The organism is Agrobacterium tumefaciens (genome assembly GCF_009649785.1).
GTDB lineage: Bacteria > Pseudomonadota > Alphaproteobacteria > Rhizobiales > Rhizobiaceae > Agrobacterium > Agrobacterium tumefaciens.
The window spans coordinates 30,179-51,188 of record NZ_WJOK01000005.1 but is presented as its reverse complement, the minus strand read 5'-3'; the positions used below and the strand labels follow the sequence as shown (position 1 = coordinate 51,188).

The 21,010-nt window shown below is 58.4% G+C and carries 24 protein-coding genes; 12 read left to right on the top strand and 12 right to left on the bottom strand.

Annotation, left to right across the window (positions count from 1 at the left end; genetic code table 11):
* Positions 1 to 40: 40 nt before the first annotated feature.
* From GH784_RS06890 to GH784_RS06880, 3 genes are all read right to left on the bottom strand, one after another.
* Entirely contained in the window at positions 41 to 1,219 is a 1,179-nt protein-coding gene (locus GH784_RS06890) for a multidrug effflux MFS transporter (RefSeq protein WP_083211697.1), read from the bottom strand.
* Between the two features lie 20 nt (positions 1,220 to 1,239).
* On the bottom strand, positions 1,240 to 1,695 hold the full coding sequence (locus GH784_RS06885; protein WP_003516681.1) for a MarR family winged helix-turn-helix transcriptional regulator: 456 nt from the start codon (positions 1,693 to 1,695) through the stop codon (positions 1,240 to 1,242).
* A gap of 133 nt (positions 1,696 to 1,828) precedes the next feature.
* On the bottom strand, positions 1,829 to 2,254 hold the full coding sequence (locus GH784_RS06880) for a hypothetical protein (protein ID WP_065705195.1): 426 nt from the start codon (positions 2,252 to 2,254) through the stop codon (positions 1,829 to 1,831).
* Positions 2,255 to 2,430: 176 nt separating this feature from the next.
* Between GH784_RS06880 and GH784_RS06875 the strand changes: the two genes are divergently transcribed.
* From GH784_RS06875 to ppa, 4 genes are all read left to right on the top strand, one after another.
* Positions 2,431 to 4,491 carry a M3 family metallopeptidase gene (locus GH784_RS06875; RefSeq protein ID WP_065705197.1) on the top strand — a complete coding sequence of 687 codons (2,061 nt, stop codon included), beginning with the start codon at positions 2,431 to 2,433 and terminating at the stop codon, positions 4,489 to 4,491.
* 149 nt (positions 4,492 to 4,640) lie between these two features.
* Positions 4,641 to 6,461, top strand: a complete 1,821-nt coding sequence (typA, locus tag GH784_RS06870; protein ID WP_003516684.1) for a translational GTPase TypA — start codon at positions 4,641 to 4,643, stop codon at positions 6,459 to 6,461.
* 214 nt (positions 6,462 to 6,675) lie between these two features.
* Positions 6,676 to 7,182: a GNAT family N-acetyltransferase gene (locus GH784_RS06865; RefSeq protein WP_003516685.1), complete on the top strand. Its 507-nt coding sequence runs from the start codon at positions 6,676 to 6,678 to the stop codon at positions 7,180 to 7,182.
* 169 nt (positions 7,183 to 7,351) lie between these two features.
* Positions 7,352 to 7,885, top strand: coding sequence for an inorganic diphosphatase (ppa, locus tag GH784_RS06860; RefSeq protein ID WP_003516686.1), 534 nt, complete (start codon positions 7,352 to 7,354; stop codon positions 7,883 to 7,885).
* Between the two features lie 15 nt (positions 7,886 to 7,900).
* Here the strand turns inward: ppa and GH784_RS06855 are convergent, their stop codons facing one another.
* Both GH784_RS06855 and GH784_RS06850 read right to left on the bottom strand, forming a co-directional pair.
* Positions 7,901 to 8,212: a DUF167 domain-containing protein gene (locus GH784_RS06855; RefSeq protein WP_019566041.1), complete on the bottom strand. Its 312-nt coding sequence runs from the start codon at positions 8,210 to 8,212 to the stop codon at positions 7,901 to 7,903.
* Entirely contained in the window at positions 8,209 to 8,499 is a 291-nt protein-coding gene (locus tag GH784_RS06850; RefSeq protein WP_003516688.1) for a YggT family protein, read from the bottom strand. The genes GH784_RS06855 and GH784_RS06850 overlap by 4 nt, the downstream gene beginning before the upstream one ends.
* Before the next feature lie 137 nt (positions 8,500 to 8,636).
* Between GH784_RS06850 and GH784_RS06845 the strand changes: the two genes are divergently transcribed.
* On the top strand, positions 8,637 to 9,869 hold the full coding sequence (locus tag GH784_RS06845; RefSeq protein ID WP_003516689.1) for an MFS transporter: 1,233 nt from the start codon (positions 8,637 to 8,639) through the stop codon (positions 9,867 to 9,869).
* A 12-nt stretch (positions 9,870 to 9,881) separates the two neighbouring features.
* Here GH784_RS06845 and GH784_RS06840 read toward each other — a convergent pair whose 3' ends face one another.
* From GH784_RS06840 to hemC, 6 genes are all read right to left on the bottom strand, one after another.
* Positions 9,882 to 10,613, bottom strand: coding sequence for a glutamine amidotransferase (locus GH784_RS06840; protein WP_065705199.1), 732 nt, complete (start codon positions 10,611 to 10,613; stop codon positions 9,882 to 9,884).
* Positions 10,603 to 11,091, bottom strand: a complete 489-nt coding sequence (locus tag GH784_RS06835; protein ID WP_003516699.1) for a tellurite resistance TerB family protein — start codon at positions 11,089 to 11,091, stop codon at positions 10,603 to 10,605. Before GH784_RS06835 ends, GH784_RS06840 begins: the two co-directional genes overlap by 11 nt.
* Positions 11,092 to 11,101: 10 nt before the next feature.
* A complete protein-coding gene (locus tag GH784_RS06830; protein ID WP_065705209.1) occupies positions 11,102 to 12,709 on the bottom strand; it encodes a heme biosynthesis protein HemY in 1,608 nt (535 codons plus the stop codon).
* 3 nt (positions 12,710 to 12,712) lie between these two features.
* Positions 12,713 to 14,155: a COG4223 family protein gene (locus tag GH784_RS06825; RefSeq protein WP_065662991.1), complete on the bottom strand. Its 1,443-nt coding sequence runs from the start codon at positions 14,153 to 14,155 to the stop codon at positions 12,713 to 12,715.
* A 73-nt stretch (positions 14,156 to 14,228) separates the two neighbouring features.
* Complete coding sequence (locus GH784_RS06820; protein WP_065705210.1) at positions 14,229 to 14,969, bottom strand: uroporphyrinogen-III synthase; 741 nt, start codon at positions 14,967 to 14,969, stop codon at positions 14,229 to 14,231.
* 4 nt (positions 14,970 to 14,973) lie between these two features.
* A complete protein-coding gene (hemC, locus tag GH784_RS06815; RefSeq protein ID WP_065705212.1) occupies positions 14,974 to 15,903 on the bottom strand; it encodes a hydroxymethylbilane synthase in 930 nt (309 codons plus the stop codon).
* A 73-nt stretch (positions 15,904 to 15,976) separates the two neighbouring features.
* Between hemC and tsaD the strand changes: the two genes are divergently transcribed.
* From tsaD to GH784_RS06790, 5 genes are all read left to right on the top strand, one after another.
* Positions 15,977 to 17,074 (top strand): tRNA (adenosine(37)-N6)-threonylcarbamoyltransferase complex transferase subunit TsaD, encoded by a 1,098-nt coding sequence (gene tsaD, locus GH784_RS06810; protein ID WP_013636893.1) that lies wholly within the window; start codon positions 15,977 to 15,979, stop codon positions 17,072 to 17,074.
* Entirely contained in the window at positions 17,074 to 18,057 is a 984-nt protein-coding gene (locus GH784_RS06805) for an NAD(P)H-dependent glycerol-3-phosphate dehydrogenase (RefSeq protein WP_065705214.1), read from the top strand. The genes tsaD and GH784_RS06805 overlap by 1 nt, the downstream gene beginning before the upstream one ends.
* A gap of 86 nt (positions 18,058 to 18,143) precedes the next feature.
* Positions 18,144 to 18,437, top strand: a complete 294-nt coding sequence (locus GH784_RS06800; RefSeq protein WP_003516711.1) for a YciI-like protein — start codon at positions 18,144 to 18,146, stop codon at positions 18,435 to 18,437.
* A 6-nt stretch (positions 18,438 to 18,443) separates the two neighbouring features.
* The gene (locus GH784_RS06795) at positions 18,444 to 18,887 is read left to right on the top strand and encodes an EVE domain-containing protein (protein ID WP_003516712.1); all 444 of its coding nucleotides are present in this window, start codon (positions 18,444 to 18,446) and stop codon (positions 18,885 to 18,887) included.
* 7 nt (positions 18,888 to 18,894) lie between these two features.
* Entirely contained in the window at positions 18,895 to 19,539 is a 645-nt protein-coding gene (locus GH784_RS06790) for a class I SAM-dependent methyltransferase (RefSeq protein ID WP_065705217.1), read from the top strand.
* 5 nt (positions 19,540 to 19,544) lie between these two features.
* Here the strand turns inward: GH784_RS06790 and GH784_RS06785 are convergent, their stop codons facing one another.
* Positions 19,545 to 19,913 carry a hypothetical protein gene (locus GH784_RS06785; protein WP_065705220.1) on the bottom strand — a complete coding sequence of 123 codons (369 nt, stop codon included), beginning with the start codon at positions 19,911 to 19,913 and terminating at the stop codon, positions 19,545 to 19,547.
* A 307-nt stretch (positions 19,914 to 20,220) separates the two neighbouring features.
* Here GH784_RS06785 and sdhC point away from each other — a divergent pair, with 307 nt between their 5' ends.
* Positions 20,221 to 20,613: a succinate dehydrogenase, cytochrome b556 subunit gene (gene sdhC, locus GH784_RS06780; RefSeq protein ID WP_065705222.1), complete on the top strand. Its 393-nt coding sequence runs from the start codon at positions 20,221 to 20,223 to the stop codon at positions 20,611 to 20,613.
* 14 nt (positions 20,614 to 20,627) lie between these two features.
* Positions 20,628 to 21,008: a succinate dehydrogenase, hydrophobic membrane anchor protein gene (gene sdhD / locus GH784_RS06775; protein ID WP_003516716.1), complete on the top strand. Its 381-nt coding sequence runs from the start codon at positions 20,628 to 20,630 to the stop codon at positions 21,006 to 21,008.
* Positions 21,009 to 21,010: the final 2 nt, after the last annotated feature.

The following is a 21,010-nucleotide window of genomic DNA, read 5'->3' as shown; positions in this document are numbered from 1 at the left end:
AATTGGAAAAACCCGCAGGTGGCAACGCCTGCGGGTTTTTTCATGTCTCTCTTCTGGAAACGGCGCGAAAGCCGATGTAGCTGGCAACGGCCACGAATTCCATAACCGGAATGATGATGCCGAAGCTGGTCAGCGGGGAACCTATGAGCGAGGCCATTGCCCCACCCGCAAAGCCAGATCCCATCTGGATGAAACCCATCATGGCCGATGCCGAGCCGGCGATATGCGGGAAGGGGGCGAGGGCCGCCGTGACCATCGAAGGCGTCAACAGCGCGATCCCGACGGTCGCCACTGCGACGGGGCCCATGATGGAGAGGAAGGATGGCGGCACGAGGAAAACCAACAGCATGATGAGAAGACCGCCCGTGCCGGAAAAACAAAGGCCAAGCACGACGGAACGCCGGTCGCCCAGTCTCGGCGCGATGTAACGCAACGCAATCGACCCGAAGAAATAGGCGCCTGTTTGCATCAGCATGCCGACACCGAAGGCCGTGGGGGACATGCCGACTTCGTTGATAAGGATGAAGGTCAGCATGGTGGCTTGCGCATAAAGTGCGCCGATGGAGCCGCCGAGCACGAGGGCGGCCAGAAGAAAACGCGGCTGCTTCAGCAATGTGCCATAGGCCGACAGAAGGTGTCGGGGTCGGATCCTGGTTTTGTCAGGCACCGTCGTTTCACGCAGAAAAAGCACCACCGAAAGGATGGCGATAGCTCCGAGACCGGCCATGAGGAAAAACACCGATTGCCAGCCAAAAGCCGCAAGTGACAGACCACCGATCGTCGGCCCCATCGCAGGGCCGATCGCCAGCATGATGCCGATGAGGTTCATGATGCTGGAGGCTTCCGGGCCGGTGAACTGATCGCGCACCACGGCGCGCGCAACAGTCATGCCGACGGAAGCGCCGATGCCCTGAACGAGGCGCGCGAACAGCAGCACTTCGATGGTTGGGGCCAAGAGGGCGAGCACACCACCGCCCAAAAAGATCGACAGGAAGACGAGGCTCGCCTTGCGCCGCCCGAAGGCGTCGGATGCCGGCCCGGCAAGCAATTGGGCAAAGGCAAAACCGGCAAAATAGAGCGACAGGCTGAGTTTTATGGCGGAGTCGGTGGTTGCGAAAACCCGTGTCAGTTCCGGCATGGCCGGCGTGTAAATCGACATGGAAATGGGCGCCAGCGCTGTCAGCAATGCTCCGAGCAAAGCCGTGCGTTTTCTGGACATGATCGTTTTCGACATTGCGATCAGCCGTTCTGGCCCTGCTGTTCCGGTTGCAGATTGTTGCGAAGCGTCTGCAGGAAGCTACGGAAAAGCGCGACTTCCTCTTCGTTCAGTCCCTGTGTGGCCTGAAGAACGAGCTGGTCGATTTCATGACCGACAGCTTCCAGCATGTCCGCGGAGGTTTTCGTCAGGACGATACGTTTGGAACGCCTGTCCTGCGGGTCCTGCTGGCGTTCTATCAGATTGAGTGACTGCAACTTGTCGAGATAGGCGCAGATCGTCATGGGTTCGATGCCGAGACGGGCGGCGATGTCAGCCTGTTTGCTGCCATCGATAACCGCAACTGTCAGCAATGCTCTTGCTTCGCCGGGGGTAAGGCCCAGTCCGGCTTCCGAGATACGGCGCTCAAATGCACTGTTCAGCAGGCGTGCGCCGCTGTTCAGCAAAAATGCCAATGAATCTTTTTCGCGTGTGCCCATGCTTCGCCTTTTGGTAAGTCAGCCTTACTAAGTTTCGGACGATAAGCAATGGCGCATAAATCATATTATCGAAAATTGCGTAAAGTATTCGTCAGTTTGATTGCGGGACGTCCAACAACATTGCCTGTCATCGTCACGTCGAAGCAAAAAAAGACAATACGTCCTGCATTTTTTCCACTTCATCCGTCGTGCCAATGGAACGGGCAATCTCGATCCGGTCAGAAAAATACGTCACAAAGTCGAAATCCGTGTCGTCGGTCACGTCGGCAATGTCAATCACCTCGCCATTGGCATTCAGCGTTTGTGCCGGAAGTTCGGACGAAAGCTCAAGCCAGGTATCGTGGCTGATTTTTCCGGTATCGTAATATGCCTGCGCGATTTCCCGCAATTGCCGGGGGCTGACACTGGTGAAATCGATGCGGTCTATCGTTTCTTCAAAGCCGGTGGCCGTGTCGGATGGGGATGCCTTGCCGAAATCGGGGCTTCCCACGGGTCTGCTGTTTTTGGGATTGTCCCTGAAAAGGAAACTATTGGCAGACCTTAAAGAATAAATCTCCATAATACATATCTCCATCATGGGATATTATTGCGAGAAATCAAAACATGCCGTCGCCATGCCGGTCAATACTTGGCGGTGTTGACGATCATGTCTTCCACACCAAATTCCGGCATATTGAATTGGCGGTGGAGGCATGCCCATATGGGCGTAAACCGGAATTGTACAAGGAAGATGAAATGCCATCCACGACCGCGCCCTATCCCGCACTCGTTATCTGGAACGGTCAGAACGGTCTGCCGAAATTCGATGCGGTCAAGGATGAGGATTTTGCTCCGGCCTTTGAAGCCGCCCTTTTGTCCCATGAACAGGAAATCGATGCGATTGCCGGCAATCCGCAGGCGCCGACCTTCGAAAACACCGTGACCGCGCTTGAAATCGCCGGCGACGAACTCTCGCGCATTTCGGCGCTGTTCTGGAACAAGGCGGGTGCCCACACCAACAGTGTCATTCAGGCACTGGAGCGGGAAATCGCGCCGAAAATGTCACGGCACTATTCCAAGATCGGCATGAACGAGTCGCTGTTCAGACGCATCGACACTCTATGGGAAACGCGCGATGCGCTTTCCCTGACCGGCGAGGAAAAACGCGTTCTCGAACGGCACTGGAAGGGTTTCGTGCGCTCCGGCGCAAAGTTGCAGAAAGACCGTCAGGAGCGTCTGGCTGCCATCAATGAAGAGCTTGCCAGTCTCGGCGCCAAATTCGGGCAGAATGTTCTGGCGGATGAAAAGAGCTGGAAACTTCTGCTTTCTACCGACGACGAGCTTTCCGGCATTCCCGGTTTTCTGCGTGATGCCATGGCAGGCGCCGCGCGCGAACATGGCGAAGACGGCAAATTTGCCGTTACCCTTTCCCGCTCCATCATCGAGCCATTCCTGACCTTCTCCGAACGCCGCGACTTGCGCGAGCAAGCCTTCAAGGCCTGGGTGGCTCGCGGCGAAAATGGTGGCGATACCGACAACCGCGCGACCGTCCGCCGTACGCTGGAACTGCGTGAGGAAAAGGCACAGCTTCTCGGCTACAAGAATTTTGCTGCCTACAAGCTGGACGACACGATGGCTAAAACGCCGGATGCCGTGAACGGTCTTCTGGGCCAGGTCTGGGAAAAGGCCGTGCTGCGCGCAGGTGAGGAGGAGGCTGAACTTGCCGCCATCATCGCCGCGGAGGGCAAGAACCACGAGGTGATGCCCTGGGACTGGCGCCATTACGCCGAAAAGCTGCGGGCACAGAAATTCAGCTTCTCCGAGACTGAATTGAAGCCGTATCTGCAATTGGAAAAGATCATCGATGCGTGTTTCGATGTGGCCAACCGGCTCTTTGCAATTCGTGCCGTCGAGATCAAGGGTGTCTCCGCCTATCATCCCGATGTGCGGGTTTTTGAAATCCGCGACGACAAGGGCGACCTGAAGGCCATGTTCCTCGGCGATTATTTCGCCCGCCCGTCCAAGCGTTCCGGCGCGTGGATGAGTTCGTTCCAGTCGCAGCACAAGCTGCCTTTGAAGAACGGCACTGTCGGTGAAATACCGATCATCTACAATGTCTGCAATTTTGCAAAACCGGCAGAGGGAAAGCCTGCGCTGCTTTCGCTCGATGATGCGCGCACGCTGTTTCACGAATTCGGCCACGCCCTGCACGGCATGTTATCTGATGTCACCTATCCTTCCGTTTCCGGAACGGGTGTGTCGCGCGATTTCGTCGAGTTGCCGTCGCAGCTTTACGAACACTGGCTGACCGTGCCGGAAATTCTGGAGAAATATGCCCTGCATTATGAAACCGGGGCACCGATGCCAAAGGCGCTGCTGGACAAGGTTCTGGCAGCACAGACCTTCAATGCCGGTTTCAGCACGGTGGAATTCACTTCTTCGGCCATCGTCGATATGGCGTTCCATACCCGTGACAGCGTCGGCGATCCCATGGTCGTACAAGGTGAGGTGCTTTCCGCCCTGAACATGCCGAAGTCCATCGTCATGCGGCATGCGACGCCACATTTCCAGCATGTGTTTTCCGGTGATGGTTATTCGGCCGGTTATTACTCCTACATGTGGTCGGAGGTGCTGGACGCCGACGCGTTTTCTGCCTTCGAGGAAACCGGCAACGCCTTCGATGGTGAAATGGCGCGCAAGCTGAAAGAGAATATCTATTCAGTCGGTGGCTCGATCGATCCGGAGGAGGCCTATCTCGCTTTTCGCGGCAAGATGCCAAGTCCCGATGCCATGCTTTTGAAGCGCGGCCTCGTATAAAAGACTGTCATATTCTTGAGCTAGAACCTGAGCGCAGGGGGCATATGACAATGCCCCCCTTTCGCATTTGCAAAAAAAAGGTTATGAGCGCGCCAAACTAAATTGGCGCATCTCACGACGGTAGCGCCCAACCTCAGAGATTTTGAACAATGGCAATTCGCAACATCGCGATTATCGCGCACGTTGACCATGGAAAAACGACGCTCGTTGACGAGCTTCTGAAGCAGTCCGGCTCGTTCCGCGACAACCAGCGCGTTGCGGAACGCGTGATGGATAGCAACGATCTCGAAAAGGAACGCGGCATCACCATTCTTGCCAAGGCGACTTCGGTGGAGTGGAAGGGTGTTCGCATCAACATCGTCGACACCCCCGGCCACGCCGATTTCGGCGGCGAAGTTGAGCGTATCCTGTCGATGGTGGATGGCGCGATCGTTCTGGTCGATAGTTCCGAAGGCCCGATGCCGCAGACGAAGTTCGTCGTCAGCAAGGCGCTGAAGGTTGGTCTTCGCCCGATCGTCGCGATCAACAAGATCGACCGTCCGGATGGCCGCCATGAAGAGGTCATCAACGAAGTTTTCGACCTTTTCGCAAACCTCGATGCTACCGACGAGCAGCTCGACTTCCCGATCCTTTACGGTTCCGGCCGTGACGGCTGGATGAACGTCAACCCAGAAGGTCCGAAGGATCAGGGTCTTGCACCGTTGCTCGATCTGGTTCTCGAGCATGTTCCGGAGCCTACGGTTGAAGAAGGTCCGTTCCGTCTGATCGGTACGATCCTCGAAGCCAACCCCTTCCTCGGCCGTATCATCACCGGCCGTATTGCTTCCGGTTCGATCAAGCCAAACCAGGCCGTGAAGGTACTTGGCCAGGACGGCAAGACGATCGAAACCGGTCGTATTTCCAAGATCCTCGCATTCCGCGGCATTGAGCGCACATCCATCGATGAGGCCCATGCGGGTGACATCGTCGCCATCGCTGGTCTTTCCAAGGGCACTGTTGCCGATACCTTCTGTGACCCTTCCGTCACCGAGGCGATGACCGCGCAGCCGATCGATCCGCCGACCGTTACCATGTCCTTCATCGTCAACGACAGCCCGCTTGCCGGCACCGAAGGTGACAAGGTCACGAGCCGCGTCATCCGCGACCGTCTGTTCAAGGAAGCCGAAGGCAACGTCGCGCTGAAGATTGAAGAGGCTGAAGGCAAGGATTCGTTCTTCGTTTCCGGGCGTGGCGAATTGCAGCTGGCAGTTCTCATCGAAACCATGCGTCGCGAAGGCTTTGAGCTTGCAGTTTCGCGTCCGCGCGTTGTCATGCACAAGGATGAGAACGGCGCTATGATGGAGCCGATCGAAGAAGTCGTGATCGACGTCGATGAAGAGCATTCCGGCGTCGTCGTTCAGAAGATGTCCGAGCGCAAGGCTGAAATGGCTGAGCTCCGTCCGTCCGGCGGTAATCGCGTTCGTCTGAAGTTCTACGCTCCGACCCGCGGCCTGATCGGCTACCAGTCGGAACTTTTGACTGACACGCGCGGCACGGCGATCATGAACCGTCTGTTCCACGACTATCAGCCGTACAAGGGTGCGATTGCTGGTCGCGTTAACGGCGTTCTTTTGTCGAACGGTTCGGGCGAAGCTGTCGCCTACGCCATGTTCAACCTGGAAGATCGTGGCCCGATGATCATCGAGCCGGGTGAGAAGGTTTATGCCGGCATGATTATCGGCATTCACTCTCGTGATAACGATCTCGAAGTGAACGTGCTGAAGGGCAAGCAGCTGACCAACATCCGCGCCGCCGGCAAGGATGAAGCCGTAAAGCTGACGCCGCCGATCCGCATGACGCTCGACCGCGCGCTTTCCTGGATTCAGGACGACGAGTTGATGGAAGTGACGCCGAAGTCCATCCGTCTGCGCAAGATGTTCCTCGACGCCAACGATCGCAAGCGCTTCGAAAAGGCGAAGCTCGCAGTTTGATTGCGGCTTCCCGTCAAGAATTGAAAAAACCCGGCCGCGAGCCGGGTTTTTTTATGCGCATGTTTTATTTGTGCATGAGTCGAAAGACCCTTGTGTCAAAGGTTAAGGATGCGTTAATTTTTCTCGGTCGTCCACATGAATAGGCTGTGGGTAAGCTTGCTGTCGTTAACCTTTATGGCTGGCAAGTTTTCATGGTCGGGGCCAGAATCGCGTTATGAAAACGTTATCCATAGATGTTCGCCGAGCCGAACCGCAAGATGCGCGCGCAATAGCCGAAGCGCACCGTCTGTCATGGCAACAGGCCTATGCCGGGCTGATCCCGCACCGACCGCTGACGCAGATGCTGGAGCGCCGCGGCGAAATCTGGTGGAAGAAGGCGACCCGGGGTTCCGCAACCATGCTGGTGGTTGAAGTGAAGGGCGTGGTTGCCGGATATGCCACGCTGGGCTTAAGCCGTGCGCGTGGGCTGCCGCATGACGGCGAGATCTACGAGCTTTATCTGCGGCCGGAATATCAGGGCATCGGGCTTGGCTCGCTGCTGTTCACGGAAGCTCGCCGGCTGCTGACCTCGCTCGGCTGCAACGGTGTTGTGGTCTGGTGCCTCGAAGATAGCGAGGTCGCCAATCGGTTTTTCCGTTCCCATGGCGGCCGGGACATCGCCGAGGGCATGGAAGATTTCGGCGGCAGGTCGCTGCGCAAGATCGGTTTCGTCTGGAACTAAGTACGCAGCCGGGTGATTTCACGCCGGTTTCATTTTTTCCGGTCGGCCATTCGCAATCCCGATGCCCTCAAATTCGGCATTCTGCCTTATCCGCCTAAAGCCATGTTGCAATACGGCGACTTTCCCAGTATCGAAAACCAAATCCAACCCCGTCGAATGAGGGAAGCGAATGCGTATCGATGCAATTTCCATTGGCAAGAATCCGCCGGAAGACGTGAATGTTATTGTCGAGGTGCCGGTTGGCGGCCAGCCGATCAAGTACGAGATGGACAAGGACGCCGGTGCGCTGATCGTCGATCGCTTCCTCTACACGCCGATGACCTATCCGGGTAACTATGGCTTCGTGCCGCACACGCTTTCCGACGATGGCGACCCGATCGACGTTCTTATCTGCAATACCCGCCCGCTGGTTCCCGGCTGCGTGATCAATGTGCGCCCCATCGGCGTCATGATCATGGAAGACGACGGCGGCAAGGACGAGAAGATCCTCGCCGTTCCGGTTCCGAAGCTGACGCGCCGTTACGACAAGGTCCACAACTACACCGACCTGCCGGAAATCACGCTGAAGCAAATCGAGCACTTCTTCGAGCACTACAAGGATCTGGAGCCCGGCAAGTGGGTGAAGATGGGCGGTTGGCAGGATGTCGACGTTGCCAAGAAGCTGATCGTCGAAGCCATCGAGCGCTACAAGACGCAGGGCTGATTTCAGCCCGTTGCCTTAGACTTCCAGCTTTCTAAAAAGCTTTTCGAAATCCTCCGGGTCGGTATCGATCCGGAGGATTTTTTTACGCGCTGTTTCACCTGAAATGAAGGTGATGGACGATTTGGGCAGGCCGAATTTTTTCGCCAGCAAAATGACCAGGGCCTTGTTCGCCTTGCCGCCTTCAGGCACTGCGCTGACGCGGGCCTTTAGATGGGCATTTCCGGCAGCATCCTGCTCCACGCCGTCAATGGCATCGCGTCCCCCGTTCGGGGTGAGGCGAACGGACAGGCGTATGTGATCGCCGTGTCTTTGCCAGAGGTCGCTCAAGCGACCATGGGATAGAGCGTATTCCACATGAAGGAGCGAATGAAGAAGATGATCAGCAGCAGGATGATCGGCGAAATATCGATGCCGCCGAGATTAGGCAGAATGCTACGGATTGGGCGCAGAACCGGCTCGGTGACGTTGACCAGAAAGCTGCCGATGGCATTCACGAACTGGTTGCGGGAGTTGATGACGTTGAAGGCGTAAAGCCAGGAAAAAATGGCGCTGGCGATCAGCACCCACGTATAGAGGTTCAAAGCCAGATCGATGGTCTGAAACAGGGCAAGCATCAATATCTCCGTATCTTGATTGCAAGACATTTAGACATTCGCTCGTGAACCGGCAAGTGTTGCGCCTATAGGGCTGGCGATTCTTGTCGTATCGCTCTATTGCAGACTTCTCATATTGTCTCGAGAGCACCCAGCCGATGTCCCTGCCTTCTGCCGAAAACCGCTTCGGTGCATTCCGGCATAGTTCCTATCGCCGTTTTTTCAGCGCCCGGTTTTTTTCGGCCTTCGCAATCCAGATCGTCAGCGTTTCCGTGGGCTGGCAGATGTATGAGGTCACCGGCAATGCCTTTTATCTCGGCTTGATCGGTCTTTTCCAGTTTCTGCCATCGCTGCTTTTGATCCTCGTCACTGGAACGGTGGCGGACAGGCACAATCGCCGGCGCATTATGGCCGTATGCCTTCTGATCGCGGCCGGTTGCGCGGCGGCTCTGCTTGGCCTGACGCTGGCACACAGCTTTTCTCCCTGGCCGGTCTTTGCCATTCTCGTCGTGTTCGGCATAGAGCGGGCTTTCATGGGGCCGGCGGTGCAATCGCTGGCTCCCAATCTTGTGCCTGTCGAGGATTTGCCGAACGCCATCGCCTGGAACTCCTCTTCATGGCAGATGGCGTCCATTCTTGGCCCTGTCGCCGGTGGCCTGCTTTATGGTCTCGGCGCTTCCGTGGCCTATAGCGTGGCGCTCGTGCTGTTCATCGTGTCCGCTATGCTGGCGGTGACGATCCGCAAACCGGAGCAACGGGGTCCTGCAAAAGCGATCAGCCTCGAGACCATGCTGGCCGGGTTCAAATTCATCTCGCAGGAAAAAGTGGTTCTCGGCGCCATCTCGCTCGATCTTTTTGCCGTGTTGCTCGGCGGCGCTGTCGCCCTGATGCCGATTTTCGCCAAGGAAGTGCTGACACTCGGGCCTTGGGGGCTTGGGCTTCTGCGCGCGGCACCCGGTATCGGCGCCATAACCGTCGCGGTCATTCTGGCCTTCAGGCCCATCCGCCACCATGCCGGCCTGCTGATGTTCGTCGGTGTCGGGTTTTTCGGCATTTCCACCGTGGTGTTCGGACTTTCTCAAACCGCATGGGTGTCCATTGCCGCTTTGGTGGTCATGGGCGCATCGGACATGGTGTCGGTTTATGTGCGGGAAACGTTGATTGCGCTCTGGACGCCGGATGAGGTGCGCGGACGCGTGAATGCGGTGAACATGGTGTTTGTCGGGGCGTCCAACGAGCTGGGTGAGTTCCGCGCCGGCACCATGGCCCATGTCGTCGGGGCCGTGCCAGCCGTCGTCATCGGCGGGGCGGGCACGCTTGCGGTTGCGGTCATCTGGGCACTCGGCTTTTCGAAGCTGCGCAGGATCGATAATCTCGACGCACCACGCTGACGCTGACGCGCCTCAGCGCTGCGGTTTGCCTTCGAAAACCAGATCAAGGAAATTGCCAAGCCAGGACCGGAGCGGTGTGTCGAACAACATGCGCCCCTCCAGATGCTGGCTGCCGACCTGCGCATTGGGCATGCCGAAACGCTGTGCGCCACGCACCACCCAGCTGTGCATCATCGCGCGGGTCAGTTCTGCGTGAAACTGAAGGCCCCAGGCGTTTTTTCCGTATCGGTAAGCCTGGTTGGGATAGGTTTCGCCCGATGCCAGAAGCTCCGCTCCCCGCGGCAAATCGAACCCTTCGCGGTGGAAATGATAGACCATCTTCGGCCAATGCGGCATCAGCAATCGCCCGTGTTCGGTCGCATGAAGCGGATACCAGCCGATTTCCACCTTGCCTTCACGGTCGGCCTCTACCTTACCACCCAGATGTTTGGACAGCATTTGTGCGCCGAGGCAGATACCGAGAAAGGGTTTGTTTTCCTTCAGCGGCACTTTTAGCCAGTCAATTTCGGCTTTGATATAGTCATGCGGGTCGTTGGCGCTCATGGGACCGCCGAAGATAATGGCGCCCGCATGTTTCTCCAGCGTTTGCGGCAGATCGTCTCCAAGCGCGGGGCGCCTTATATCCAGCCGATAGCCTTTTTCCACCAGCATCTGGCCGATGCGGCCGGGCGTGGAACGTTCCTGATGCAGGATGACGAGCAGCGAAGGCTGTTTTCTCTGTTGCCTGGAGGGGTCAAACAGCATCGTCTTCGTTTTCGCTTTCTTCAGCGGGTCCGGACCTGGTGGCGGCCTGCTGACGTTGCAGAACCCTGTCGCGCACGGAAACACCGAGTAGATCGGCCACGCGCCAGATCACATGATCTTCCATCTCGCTTCGTTCGCCGTCAGCGTAAACAATATCCCAGAGGATGCCAATAAGCTCCACGCGCTGCTCTTCATCGAGATGGCGGCGGATATCGGTGGTGAAGCGATAATAGTCTACGGCTTCCTTGCCGGCCTCCTGGCCGGCGGCAAGAAGCGCGTCCAGCTTGCCGGCATCGAGATGATAATAGTCGTGGAGGATCTCACGAAGGCGATCACGCTCGCTTTTGGAGACCGTGCCGTCCGCTTCCATCACCTGAAAACAGAGGGCGGCCACCGCGACCCTCAGATCATCGGGGCTGAATTCATCCGCATGCTGGCCAACGAGGTTTTGAATAAACGACTGGATCTGGTTGAACATCGATAGCCTGTCAGAAGAGTTTTAGCCGGGTTTTGGGTTCGGCTTCCACGCCGGGTTTCTTGACGCCGGGATCATCCGGTGCACCACCGAAAAATGGCACTGGTTCTGTCTTCGCATCCGCTGGCTTGGCTTCCACCGGAACTTCATTTGTTGCCGGCTTTTTCTCCTTCGGGGCAGATACGTCCGGCTTGACCTCGATTGGTGCGGGTTTGGTCACAACAATGGGCTGAGGTGCCACTTCAACAACGATCGGGGTCGGAGCCTGTTCGGTCCTTGCCGGTGCTGCTGCAATCGCATTTTCGATTGTCAGGTCTTCGACAGGTCCTTCAAGCTGGCCAAAAGGCGCTTTCCACTCGAACGCGTCGAGACGGCCTGTCACGGGCGAAACCGGAAGCCATTTTTCCGAAGTGACACCATCTGCCACCCAGACGGGATCACGCGGTGCGCGCAGCGCCTGCGCCATCCAGTAACGCACCCGTCCCTGATCGCCGGTTTCGGCTTCCTCGATGTCGGCCATCAGCAGGAAGATGCTTTCGCGCGGCTCGATCCGGGCGGCGGCTTCCGCTTTGGCACGCGCCTTGGCAAATTCCTTGGCGTCGAGAGCTGCCTGCGCCACGGCAAACAGGGATTCGATGTTGTTGGGTTTCAGGCTCTCAAGCCGTTCGGCACGTTTAAGGCGATCAATGGCCGTATCGCCGCTGCGCGCCCGAACATAGAGATCGGCGATCTGCGAGTGGGGATCGTTCTTCCATACCGGTTCCAGAACCGCTGCGGCCTTGCGTAGATTGTCTTCGCGCAGATAGGATTTTGCTGCGATCAATGCTGCGGGCACAAGGCTTTTTGCAAGCTTCAGGGCTTGTTTTGCGTCTTCGCGCGCACCCACCGGGTCGCTCTCCAGTTTTTCACCGGCCTTTGCGGTAAGAAGCACAGCTTTCAGCCGCTCCGCCTCGCCGCGTTGGATGACGCCTGCTGCTTTTTGCTGGTCGAGCAGGCGGATCGCGTCATCCCACTCGCCGTTGCGGCAGCGGGTTTCCAGCGTCGCCTGTGCTGCCCAAGGCAGGTAGGGGGCTTTTTCGGCTGCGTCCTCGGCATATTGCTGGGCTGCTTCATGGGCTCCCTGTCGGCGCGCCTCGATATAAAGGCCGCGAAGGCCAAGTTCGCGGGTTTCAGGATCGCGGGCCATCGCCTCGAATTTGCGCCGCGCCTCGTCATATTTGCCTTCGATGAGGTCGGCCTGCGCATCGAGCAGGTGGATCAGCGGCTCCTGATCAGCACTGAGAAGCCCCTGCGTGCGGGCCGTCATCTTGCGGGCCAGAATGGCATTGCCGGCGCCGGCAGCGATGAGGCCGGTGGAGAGCGCCTGATAACCTCGGTCGCGCTTGCGGGCGCGAAAATAGCGTCGTGCCGCGTTCGGCGATGTCCATATGGCATTGACGACCCACCAGACCAGCATGACGGCCGCAACCAGTGCAGCAACGATGGAGGCGGCGACCATCAGGCTCATTTCGATCAGCTGGCCCTGCCAGACGATTGAGAGGACACCGGGCCTATCCGCCAGCCAGGAGAAACCGAAACCGAGCGCCAGAACGATGAGGACGAAAGTCAGAATTCTGGTCATGCCTTACCCCTGCTTGCCGGTGCTGGTGATGGCGCGGTTTAACGTGCCTCCCACCAGGTTTTCGACCTCGATGCGCGCATCCAGAGATTTTTTATAGTCGGCGGATGCTGTCTTGGCGGCCTCGGGAAGCCCATTCCATTCAAGTGCCGCACCCTGCAGATCTCCGTTGCGCAACTTGTTTTCCATGCGCGCGATCATGGCGTCGGGGGTCTCGCCTTCGATGTTTCCGACGGGGCGGACCTTCACCAGCGAAAAGGCGCTTTCCGTCAGACGTTCCATGATGCCCTGATTGGGGTCGGGCCGATTGATCGCCGAGAGCATCGCATTCGCAACGTCGGGGAATTTCTGCATCAGCTCCGAGCGCGACGGCACGCCGGTTGCGGCGAAAGACTGCAAGGATGCGATTGCCGGATCGTCCGGGGTTACCTTAGACAATGTGTCGAGTTCAGTGAGGAACGGCCCACCGCGATCGATCGCGGCTTTCAGTGCGGCCGACGCAATGGCGCGGGCGACTTCTATATCGTCGCGCGGTTCATTGATCTTGGTTTCCGCGTCAGTCAGGCGGCGTGTCAGCTCCGCCGTTGCTGAGGCCTGCGCGGAACGCTCTGACGTGAGCGCGGATTCCAGCGCGGTTATTTTTTCCGAAAGTGCGTCCACCTGCGGGGCTTCGCCCTTTGCGCCCTCAAGAGCGGCGATGCGCTGTTCCAGCGCCGAGGTATCCCCTCCTGCCGCGGGAACATTGGCGAGCTGCTGACGCAGGCTCCCTAGCTCGGTTCTCAATGCGGCAATCTCATCGCTTCCGGTCTTGCTCACATTAAACGAGGGCAGAATGCCGGCATATTGCATGCTGCCGGCAGCTGCGAGCGCCACAAGGCCACCCACGATACCCGCCGCGATCACACCGGAGGTTGCCGCCTGTTTGCGCTCGGGGTGCTGTGGCGTGGATGGCTTGGCCGGTCCGGAGGATGACGCGCCTGTCGATGGCTTTGCACCAGTAGTCGCGCTTCCGGATGCTGCGGACGACGATGTGGAAGCAAAAGTCGCAGGCTTTGCGCCCGCCGCGGAAGCGGAAGCAGCGTTTGCGTCAGTCGCGCTGGTCACCGGTTTCGCTTCGGCTTTTGGCGAAGTTGTCTCGGGCTGTTTGTCGGCAGGTTTTTCCACCTGGGGCTTGCCGGTTGCCGGTTCTGCCTTGTGAACGTTCGGTGCAGGCTCCATGGGTGTTTTATGCGTCTGTTCCCAAACGGGAGCCGGGCTGGACGTTTCGGCTGCTTCTGGCTTGGGAGGAACGTTTGGCTGAGCTGCTGCCGGTGTCGTCTCGCCGGTCTTGTCATCAGTCTTCGCAGCATCCACGTCGGCGGAAATTGCTTTCACGTCTTTTGCGTCCAGGTCGATGGTGACCGGTTCGGCGTTTGACTTGGAGTGGCGTGGCGGCTTTCCCGATACCATGACAACCTCATTTCTGCCTGCAATAGTCTAAACCTAGTCAGTGACGGCGGCAAAGGAAAGAGGCGAGCCTGAATTAGGTTCCAGACTTTCGGTGGAGAAGTTCAAACATGGCTGCCTCGTTTGCCCCTTCGGCGGCTGCGGCGTTCGCGCGGAAGATTTCCGGAACCAGTGAAAGCACATTGCGGCTGATGCAGACGAATTGTGTGGTGGTCAGCGCCGCCACATATTTTTCCGACGATGCGTGGCGGAAAAAGGCCCGTGCGGCTTCCGACGAATAGAGCAGGACCACATCGGCAGCTGTCTTCACAAGCGCTGTCTCGAGCATATCGTCTGAAAGATCTGACGGCTGCATTTCGTAACAATCGACGGTTCGGAAGGAAATTCCCGCAGCGGCAATGCCGTCCTCGAACACGGCGCCTCGCGGCGTGCCGGCAAGATAGAGCAATGGATCTGTGCTCTCCGTTAGGGGGCGATGCTCCGAGACAAGCCCCGCGAGAGCCACCGCATCGCCAGATCCGGTGAGGATGTTTTGGAAGCCAACTTCCCTCGCCGCTTCCGCCGTCGCCTCGCCGACGGCGAAAAGCGGTTTCGAAAGATGGGGCGCAAGTCGGTGGCGGAAATCTCTAAGCGCCCGCAAGGCCTCGGCGCTGGTCACGGCGATGGCCGACAGCGGCTCCGATAGCGCTGATATTGCGCGCTCGCCGTGGTGGACAGGATGAAACAGCGGAAGAAGCACCGGCTCGTGACCGAGGGCTTCAAGCTTTGCGGCCGTCTTTTCGCCCGAACGAAGCGGCCGGGTGACGACGATCCGCATCGGCTCAGCTCCAGCCGTCAAAGAAGTTGCTGCCTGCCCTGGCGCGCACGTCTTCACCGGCCTTGCGACCCAAGTCCTTGGCATCCTTGCGAGCACCGGAAATCTCGACGCTGTGGCTCGTCTGTCCGTCCGGTGTGAGAATCAGGCCGGAGAAATGAAGTTCCTCGCCGTGGCAGGTAGCAAAGCCTGCAATCGGGGTGCGACATGAACCATCGAGGGCGGCCAGAAAGGCGCGCTCGCAGGTAACGGCATCGGAGGTGGGTATGTCGTTGATAGGTGAAAGCAACTCGTCCATGCGTGTGTCGCGAATACGACTCTCGACGCAGATCGCGCCCTGCGCGGGGGCTGGTGGAAATTCCTTCGGGTCGAGAATGTCCGTCGGGACGTTCTCCATGCCCAGCCGTTTCAGGCCGGCAAAGGCGAGAAGCGTGGCATCCGCCTGGCCTTCCTCCAGTTTGCGCAGGCGGGTTTCGACCTGGCCGCGAAAGATGATGACGCTCAGGTCCGGACGCAGGCGGCGGATCAGCGCTTGGCGGCGCAAGGATGCGGAGCCGACAACGGCGCCCTGCGGTAGTTCCAGAAGCTTTGGTGCGGTGCGACCAATAAAGGCGTCGCGCATATCCTCGCGCGGTAGGAAAGCGGAAAGATAAAGGCCCTTCGGCAAAACGGTCGGCATGTCCTTGGAGGAATGCACGGCAATATCGAGCTCGCCGGAAAGAAGCTGGCTCTCCAGTTCTTCCGTGAACAGACCCTTGCCGCCGATCTCCGACAAAGCGCGGTCGGTTATCCGGTCACCCTTGGTGGAAAGCACGACGATTTCGAACATATCTTCCGGCAGACCGTGTGCCGACATCAGCCGGTTACGGGTCTCGTAAGCCTGTGCGAGCGCCAGAGGGCTGCCGCGCGTGCCGATTCGGAAAGGTTTTGTTTGCATCCGCGTCTATCCATTGTTACCGGAGTTGTCTTAGACCAACTCAGCGCATGATCGCAATGAACGAACAGAATTGATGACCCCCTTTCTTCGTATCCTCGGCATAGAGACAAGCTGTGACGAAACCGCTGCATCCATTGTGGTTCGGCATGCGGACGGACGTGGCGAGATCGTGTCCGACGTCGTTTTGTCGCAGCTTGAGGAACACAGCGCCTATGGCGGCGTGGTGCCCGAAATTGCTGCCCGCGCCCATGTCGAGGCGCTGGACACGCTGGTGGAAGAAGCGCTGGAACAGGCGGGTGTCACCCTTGCGGACGTCGATGCCATCGCGGCCACATCCGGCCCCGGCCTCATTGGCGGTCTGCTGGTGGGCCTGATGACCGGCAAGGCGATTGCGAAGGCTGCAGACAAGCCGCTTTACGCCATCAACCATCTCGAAGGCCATGCGCTGACGGCGCGTCTGACCGACGGTCTTTCCTTCCCCTATCTGATGCTGCTGGTCTCCGGCGGCCACACCCAGCTTGTGCTGGTTCGCGGTGTGGGTGAATACGAGCGCTGGGGTACGACCATTGATGACGCGCTTGGGGAAGCCTTCGACAAGACTGCGAAGCTTCTGGGATTGCCCTATCCCGGCGGGCCTGCGGTTGAAAAGGCAGCAGCGAAAGGCAACCCTGACCGTTTTGCACTACCGCGCCCGATGGTCGGCGAGACGAGACTCGATTTTTCCTTCTCCGGTCTGAAGACAGCGGTGCGGCAGGCGGCAACCGCGATCGCTCCGCTTTCGGATCAGGATATTGCCGATATCTGCGCCTCCTTCCAGAAGGCGGTGTCACGCACGCTCAAGGACCGTATCGGCCGTGGCCTTGCCCGCTTTAAGGAAGAGTTTCCGCATCTCGAGACGGAGCCCGCTTTGGTCGTGGCCGGCGGCGTTGCCGCCAATACGGAAATCCGCCAGACCCTCCAGGCGCTTTGTGATGCCCACGGGTTCCGCTTTGTCGCACCGCCGCACCGGCTCTGCACCGACAATGCCGCGATGATTGCCTGGGCCGGGCTGGAGCGGATGGCATGCGGCCGGGAACCCGATGCGCTGGAGATCGCGCCGCGCTCGCGCTGGCCGCTTGATGGCAGCGCGGAGACATTGATCGGTTTCGGCAAAAGGGGAGCCAAGGCCTGATGCAGCGGGAGAAAATCGTCGTCATCGGCGCTGGCGCCTTCGGAACCGCGCTCGCCGTCGTCATCGCGCTGGAGAACCGGCATGACGTGACCCTGCTCGGCCGTGATCCGTCCCTGATGGCCGATCTCAGGGCTGATCGTATTCACGAGGCTGTCCTGCCGGGTGTAGACCTGCCGGATGCGCTGGAATTTTCCGTTGAGCCGGATGTACTGGCCGATGCAGGCATCGTGTTGTTTGCCATGCCCTCTCAGGCCCATGCCGATGCGGCGCGCCATTACGGTCCTTATCTGGCTAATGATTGTATCATCGTTACCTGCGCCAAGGGCATCGACCGGGTGTCCGGCCGGCTGCTGACGGAACTTCTGGAAGCGGAACTGCCGCATCATCCAATCGCCGTTCTCTCCGGTCCGGGGTTTGCGGCCGATATCGCGCGCGGACTGCCGACGGCGATGGCGATAGCGGCGGAAGACGCTGTCATCGCCGAGCGGCTGGCGACCACGATTTCCGGCAGAACCTTCAGGCTTTATGCCTCGACCGACCGCACGGGCGTGCAGCTTGGCGGAGCGCTAAAGAATGTGCTCGCCATTGCCGCCGGCATCGTTGAAGGTGCGGGCCTCGGCGATTCCGCACGGGCGGCGTTGATTTCGCGGGGGCTTGCCGAGATGTCGCGTCTGGTCGTTGCCATGGGCGGCAAGGCCGATACCGTGCGCGGTCTTTCCGGCCTTGGTGATCTCGTGCTGACCGCCACAAGCCACCAGTCGCGAAACCTGCGTTTCGGCATCGCGCTTGGCCGGGGCGAAGGCAAGGACATGTCCGGCGGGCTGGTGGAGGGCGCCTTTGCGGCAGCCGTTGCCGCCCGGCTCGGCGAACATCACGCTGTCGACATGCCGGTGACCGAGGCGGTTGCGGCCATCATCGACGGCAATCTGGACGTGGCGAGCGCCATGCAACAATTGATGACAAGGCCCATCACCACTGAATGAGTGTGGCCTTCGAATAGTTTTTACGCATGTCCTGGTCCCAAAACCGCTTACACTTTTGGGAGACATGCGCCAGCGAGGAGACGAAAATGCTGTTTGCCTTTATCTGCAAGGACAAGCCCGGCCATCTGAACGTGCGCATGGACACGCGCCCGGCTCATCTGGAGCACCTGAACAAATTGAACGCCGAAGGCACGCTGAAGATTGCCGGACCGTTTCTGGATGCCGAAGGCAAGCCGAATGGCAGCCTTGTCATCGTGGAAGCTGCCGACATCGATGCGGCCAAGGCCCTTGCCGATGCCGATCCCTATGCAAAGGCCGGCCTGTTCGAAAGCGTGGATGTGAAGCCCTATAACTGGGTCTTCAACAATCCGGGGGCGTGACCGGCCATGGCGAATTACTGGCTTTACAAGTCTGAGCCGTTCAAATGGTCCTGGGAAATGCAGAAGGCCAAGGGCGAGGCCGGCGAAGAATGGACCGGCGTGCGCAATTATCAGGCCCGCAACAACATGCGCGCCATGAAAATCGGCGACAAGGGTTTTTTCTACCACTCGAATGAAGGGCTTGATGTCGTCGGCATCGTCGAAGTCTGCGCCCTTTCGCACCCGGATTCGACCGCAGAGGGCGATCTGAAGTGGGATTGCGTGGATATCCGCGCTGTTTGCGACATGCCTAAACCGGTTTCGCTGAAGGATGTGAAGGCCAATCCGAAACTCGAAAAGATGTCGCTGGTCACATCCATGCGGCTTTCGGTGCAGCCTGTGACGGAAGAGGAATATCTCGAAGTCTGCCGCATGGGTGGCCTTTCCAATCCACCGAAATCTCCGGACTGAGCTTTCGGTGAGGACCGATCCCGAACGCTTCATTCTCGACAATACCGGCATCATGCATCCACCACATGTGCCGGAATTGCGCCTTCATCTTGCGACCGAAGCGCATGAGCTGTGGCTGAAGACGGAGGAGGAGTTGGAAGAGATCGGCCTGCCGCCGCCATTCTGGGCTTTCGCCTGGGCTGGTGGACAGGGGCTTGCCCGCTACATTCTCGATCATCCTGAAAGTGTCTCCGGCAAACGTGTGCTGGATTTCGCCAGCGGTTCCGGACTGGTCGCCATTGCCGCCGTAAAGGCGGGCGCCGCGGCTGTTGTCGCCGCCGATATCGATCCGTGGACGGAAACGGCCATTCGGCTTAATGCGGCTCTCAATGGTGTGGCCATCGATTTTACCGGCCGCAATCTGGTTGGGACGCCGGTTGAGGCGGATGTTCTGCTGGCGGGCGACGTGTTTTATGATCGCGCCTTTGCCGATCTCCTCGTGGCTTGGTTTCTGGAGCTGGCGGATAGGGGCGTGACCGTGCTCGTCGGCGATCCGGGACGGGCCTACCTGCCCAAACAGCGCCTTTACGCCGAGGCAACCTATCAGGTGCCGGTGACGCGGGCTCTGGAAGACAGTGAAGTCAAAAAGACCACCGTCTGGCGTTTTGTCTGATTATATCAGGGCCTGATGATGCAGACGCCGTGCTGGTAATCGCAGGCGTCGCCTGCCGTTTCGGCGCGGACGTTGATGATTTTCGCCTTCGGTGCCAGCTGCGCGCCCATATTGACGGTTGCGCCTTGTCGCGAAAGCCCACCATTGATCGCGAAATAATTGCCGTTCCCACGGACCCTCAAGGCGGATATTCCACCCACATAAGTGCCGCCGGTAAGGGTTGAGGGCAGTCCGTCCGTGGAGAAGCTCAACTGTGACTGACGATGCTGATAATGGTGGCGACTATAAAAATCACCTGCCGCAGCAGGAGGCAGTGCCGTGAAAATAATGCCTGCAGTCATCACCGCAAGAGCTGCGATTCGACGCTGTAACATGAGCCTCATTCTCCGGATTTTTTTCGGTTAACGAATAGTAAATTACATGATTTCGAAATTACGTAAAGGTAAATATTTTGAAGGCGTAAATCTTGGAAATGCTCGTTTTTTTATTTTCGAGCAAAAAAATTCCAAAAAAAATTCGTGAACCAATCGATTAAATTGGAATCGGTCATGAAATGTGCTTGTCGTGATGCTCCCATGTGATTAAACGTCGCGGTTGGTGCAATGCACATTCTTTCGTCATGTGCTGTTGCTTGGGGGCGCCCGATCTGACGGGTGCACGGGAAAACGCCGCGAGGTTCTGATGGCGAACGTGACAAATAACCGGCCTCTGTCGCCGCATCTTCAAATTTACAAGCCGATTCCGACGATGGTTGCATCCATCGTGCACCGCATCACGGGTGCGGCGCTTTATTTCGGAACGCTTCTTGTCGCCTGGTGGCTTATCGCACTTGCTTCCGGCCCTGCCTATTACGACTGGGTCAGCTGGGCAATGGATACGATCATCGGCAAGCTTATCCTGATCGGATATACCTGGGCTCTCGTTCACCACATGCTGGGCGGCCTTCGCCACTTCATGTGGGACCTCGGCCATGGCTTCGAGAAGAACTTCAACACGAAACTCGCCAAGGCGACCTTTGTAGCGTCGATCTGTCTGACCGCGCTGATCTGGGTCATCGCCCTGATCGTGCGCTAAGGAGATAGCCTGTCATGGATATGCGTACACCTCTCGGAAAGGTTCGTGGCCTCGGCTCCGCCAAGGAAGGCACCGACCATTTCTGGCGCCAGCGCCTTACGGCCGTCGCCAACGTGCCCTTGCTGATCTTCTTCGTGGTCTTTCTCATCAAATATGCCGGCGCTCCCTATCCGGAAGTTGCGGCGGCGCTTTCCAACCCTCTCGTTGCGGTCATCATGGGTCTGGTGCTGGTTTCCGGCCTCATTCACATGAAGCTCGGCATGCAGGTCATCATCGAAGACTACGTGCACGGCGAGGTTTCGAAGCTCGTTCTTCTGATGCTCAATACGTTTTTCGCGGTTCTCATTGGCGGTCTTTGCATCTTCGCCATTCTGAAAATCGCATTCGCAGGATAAAT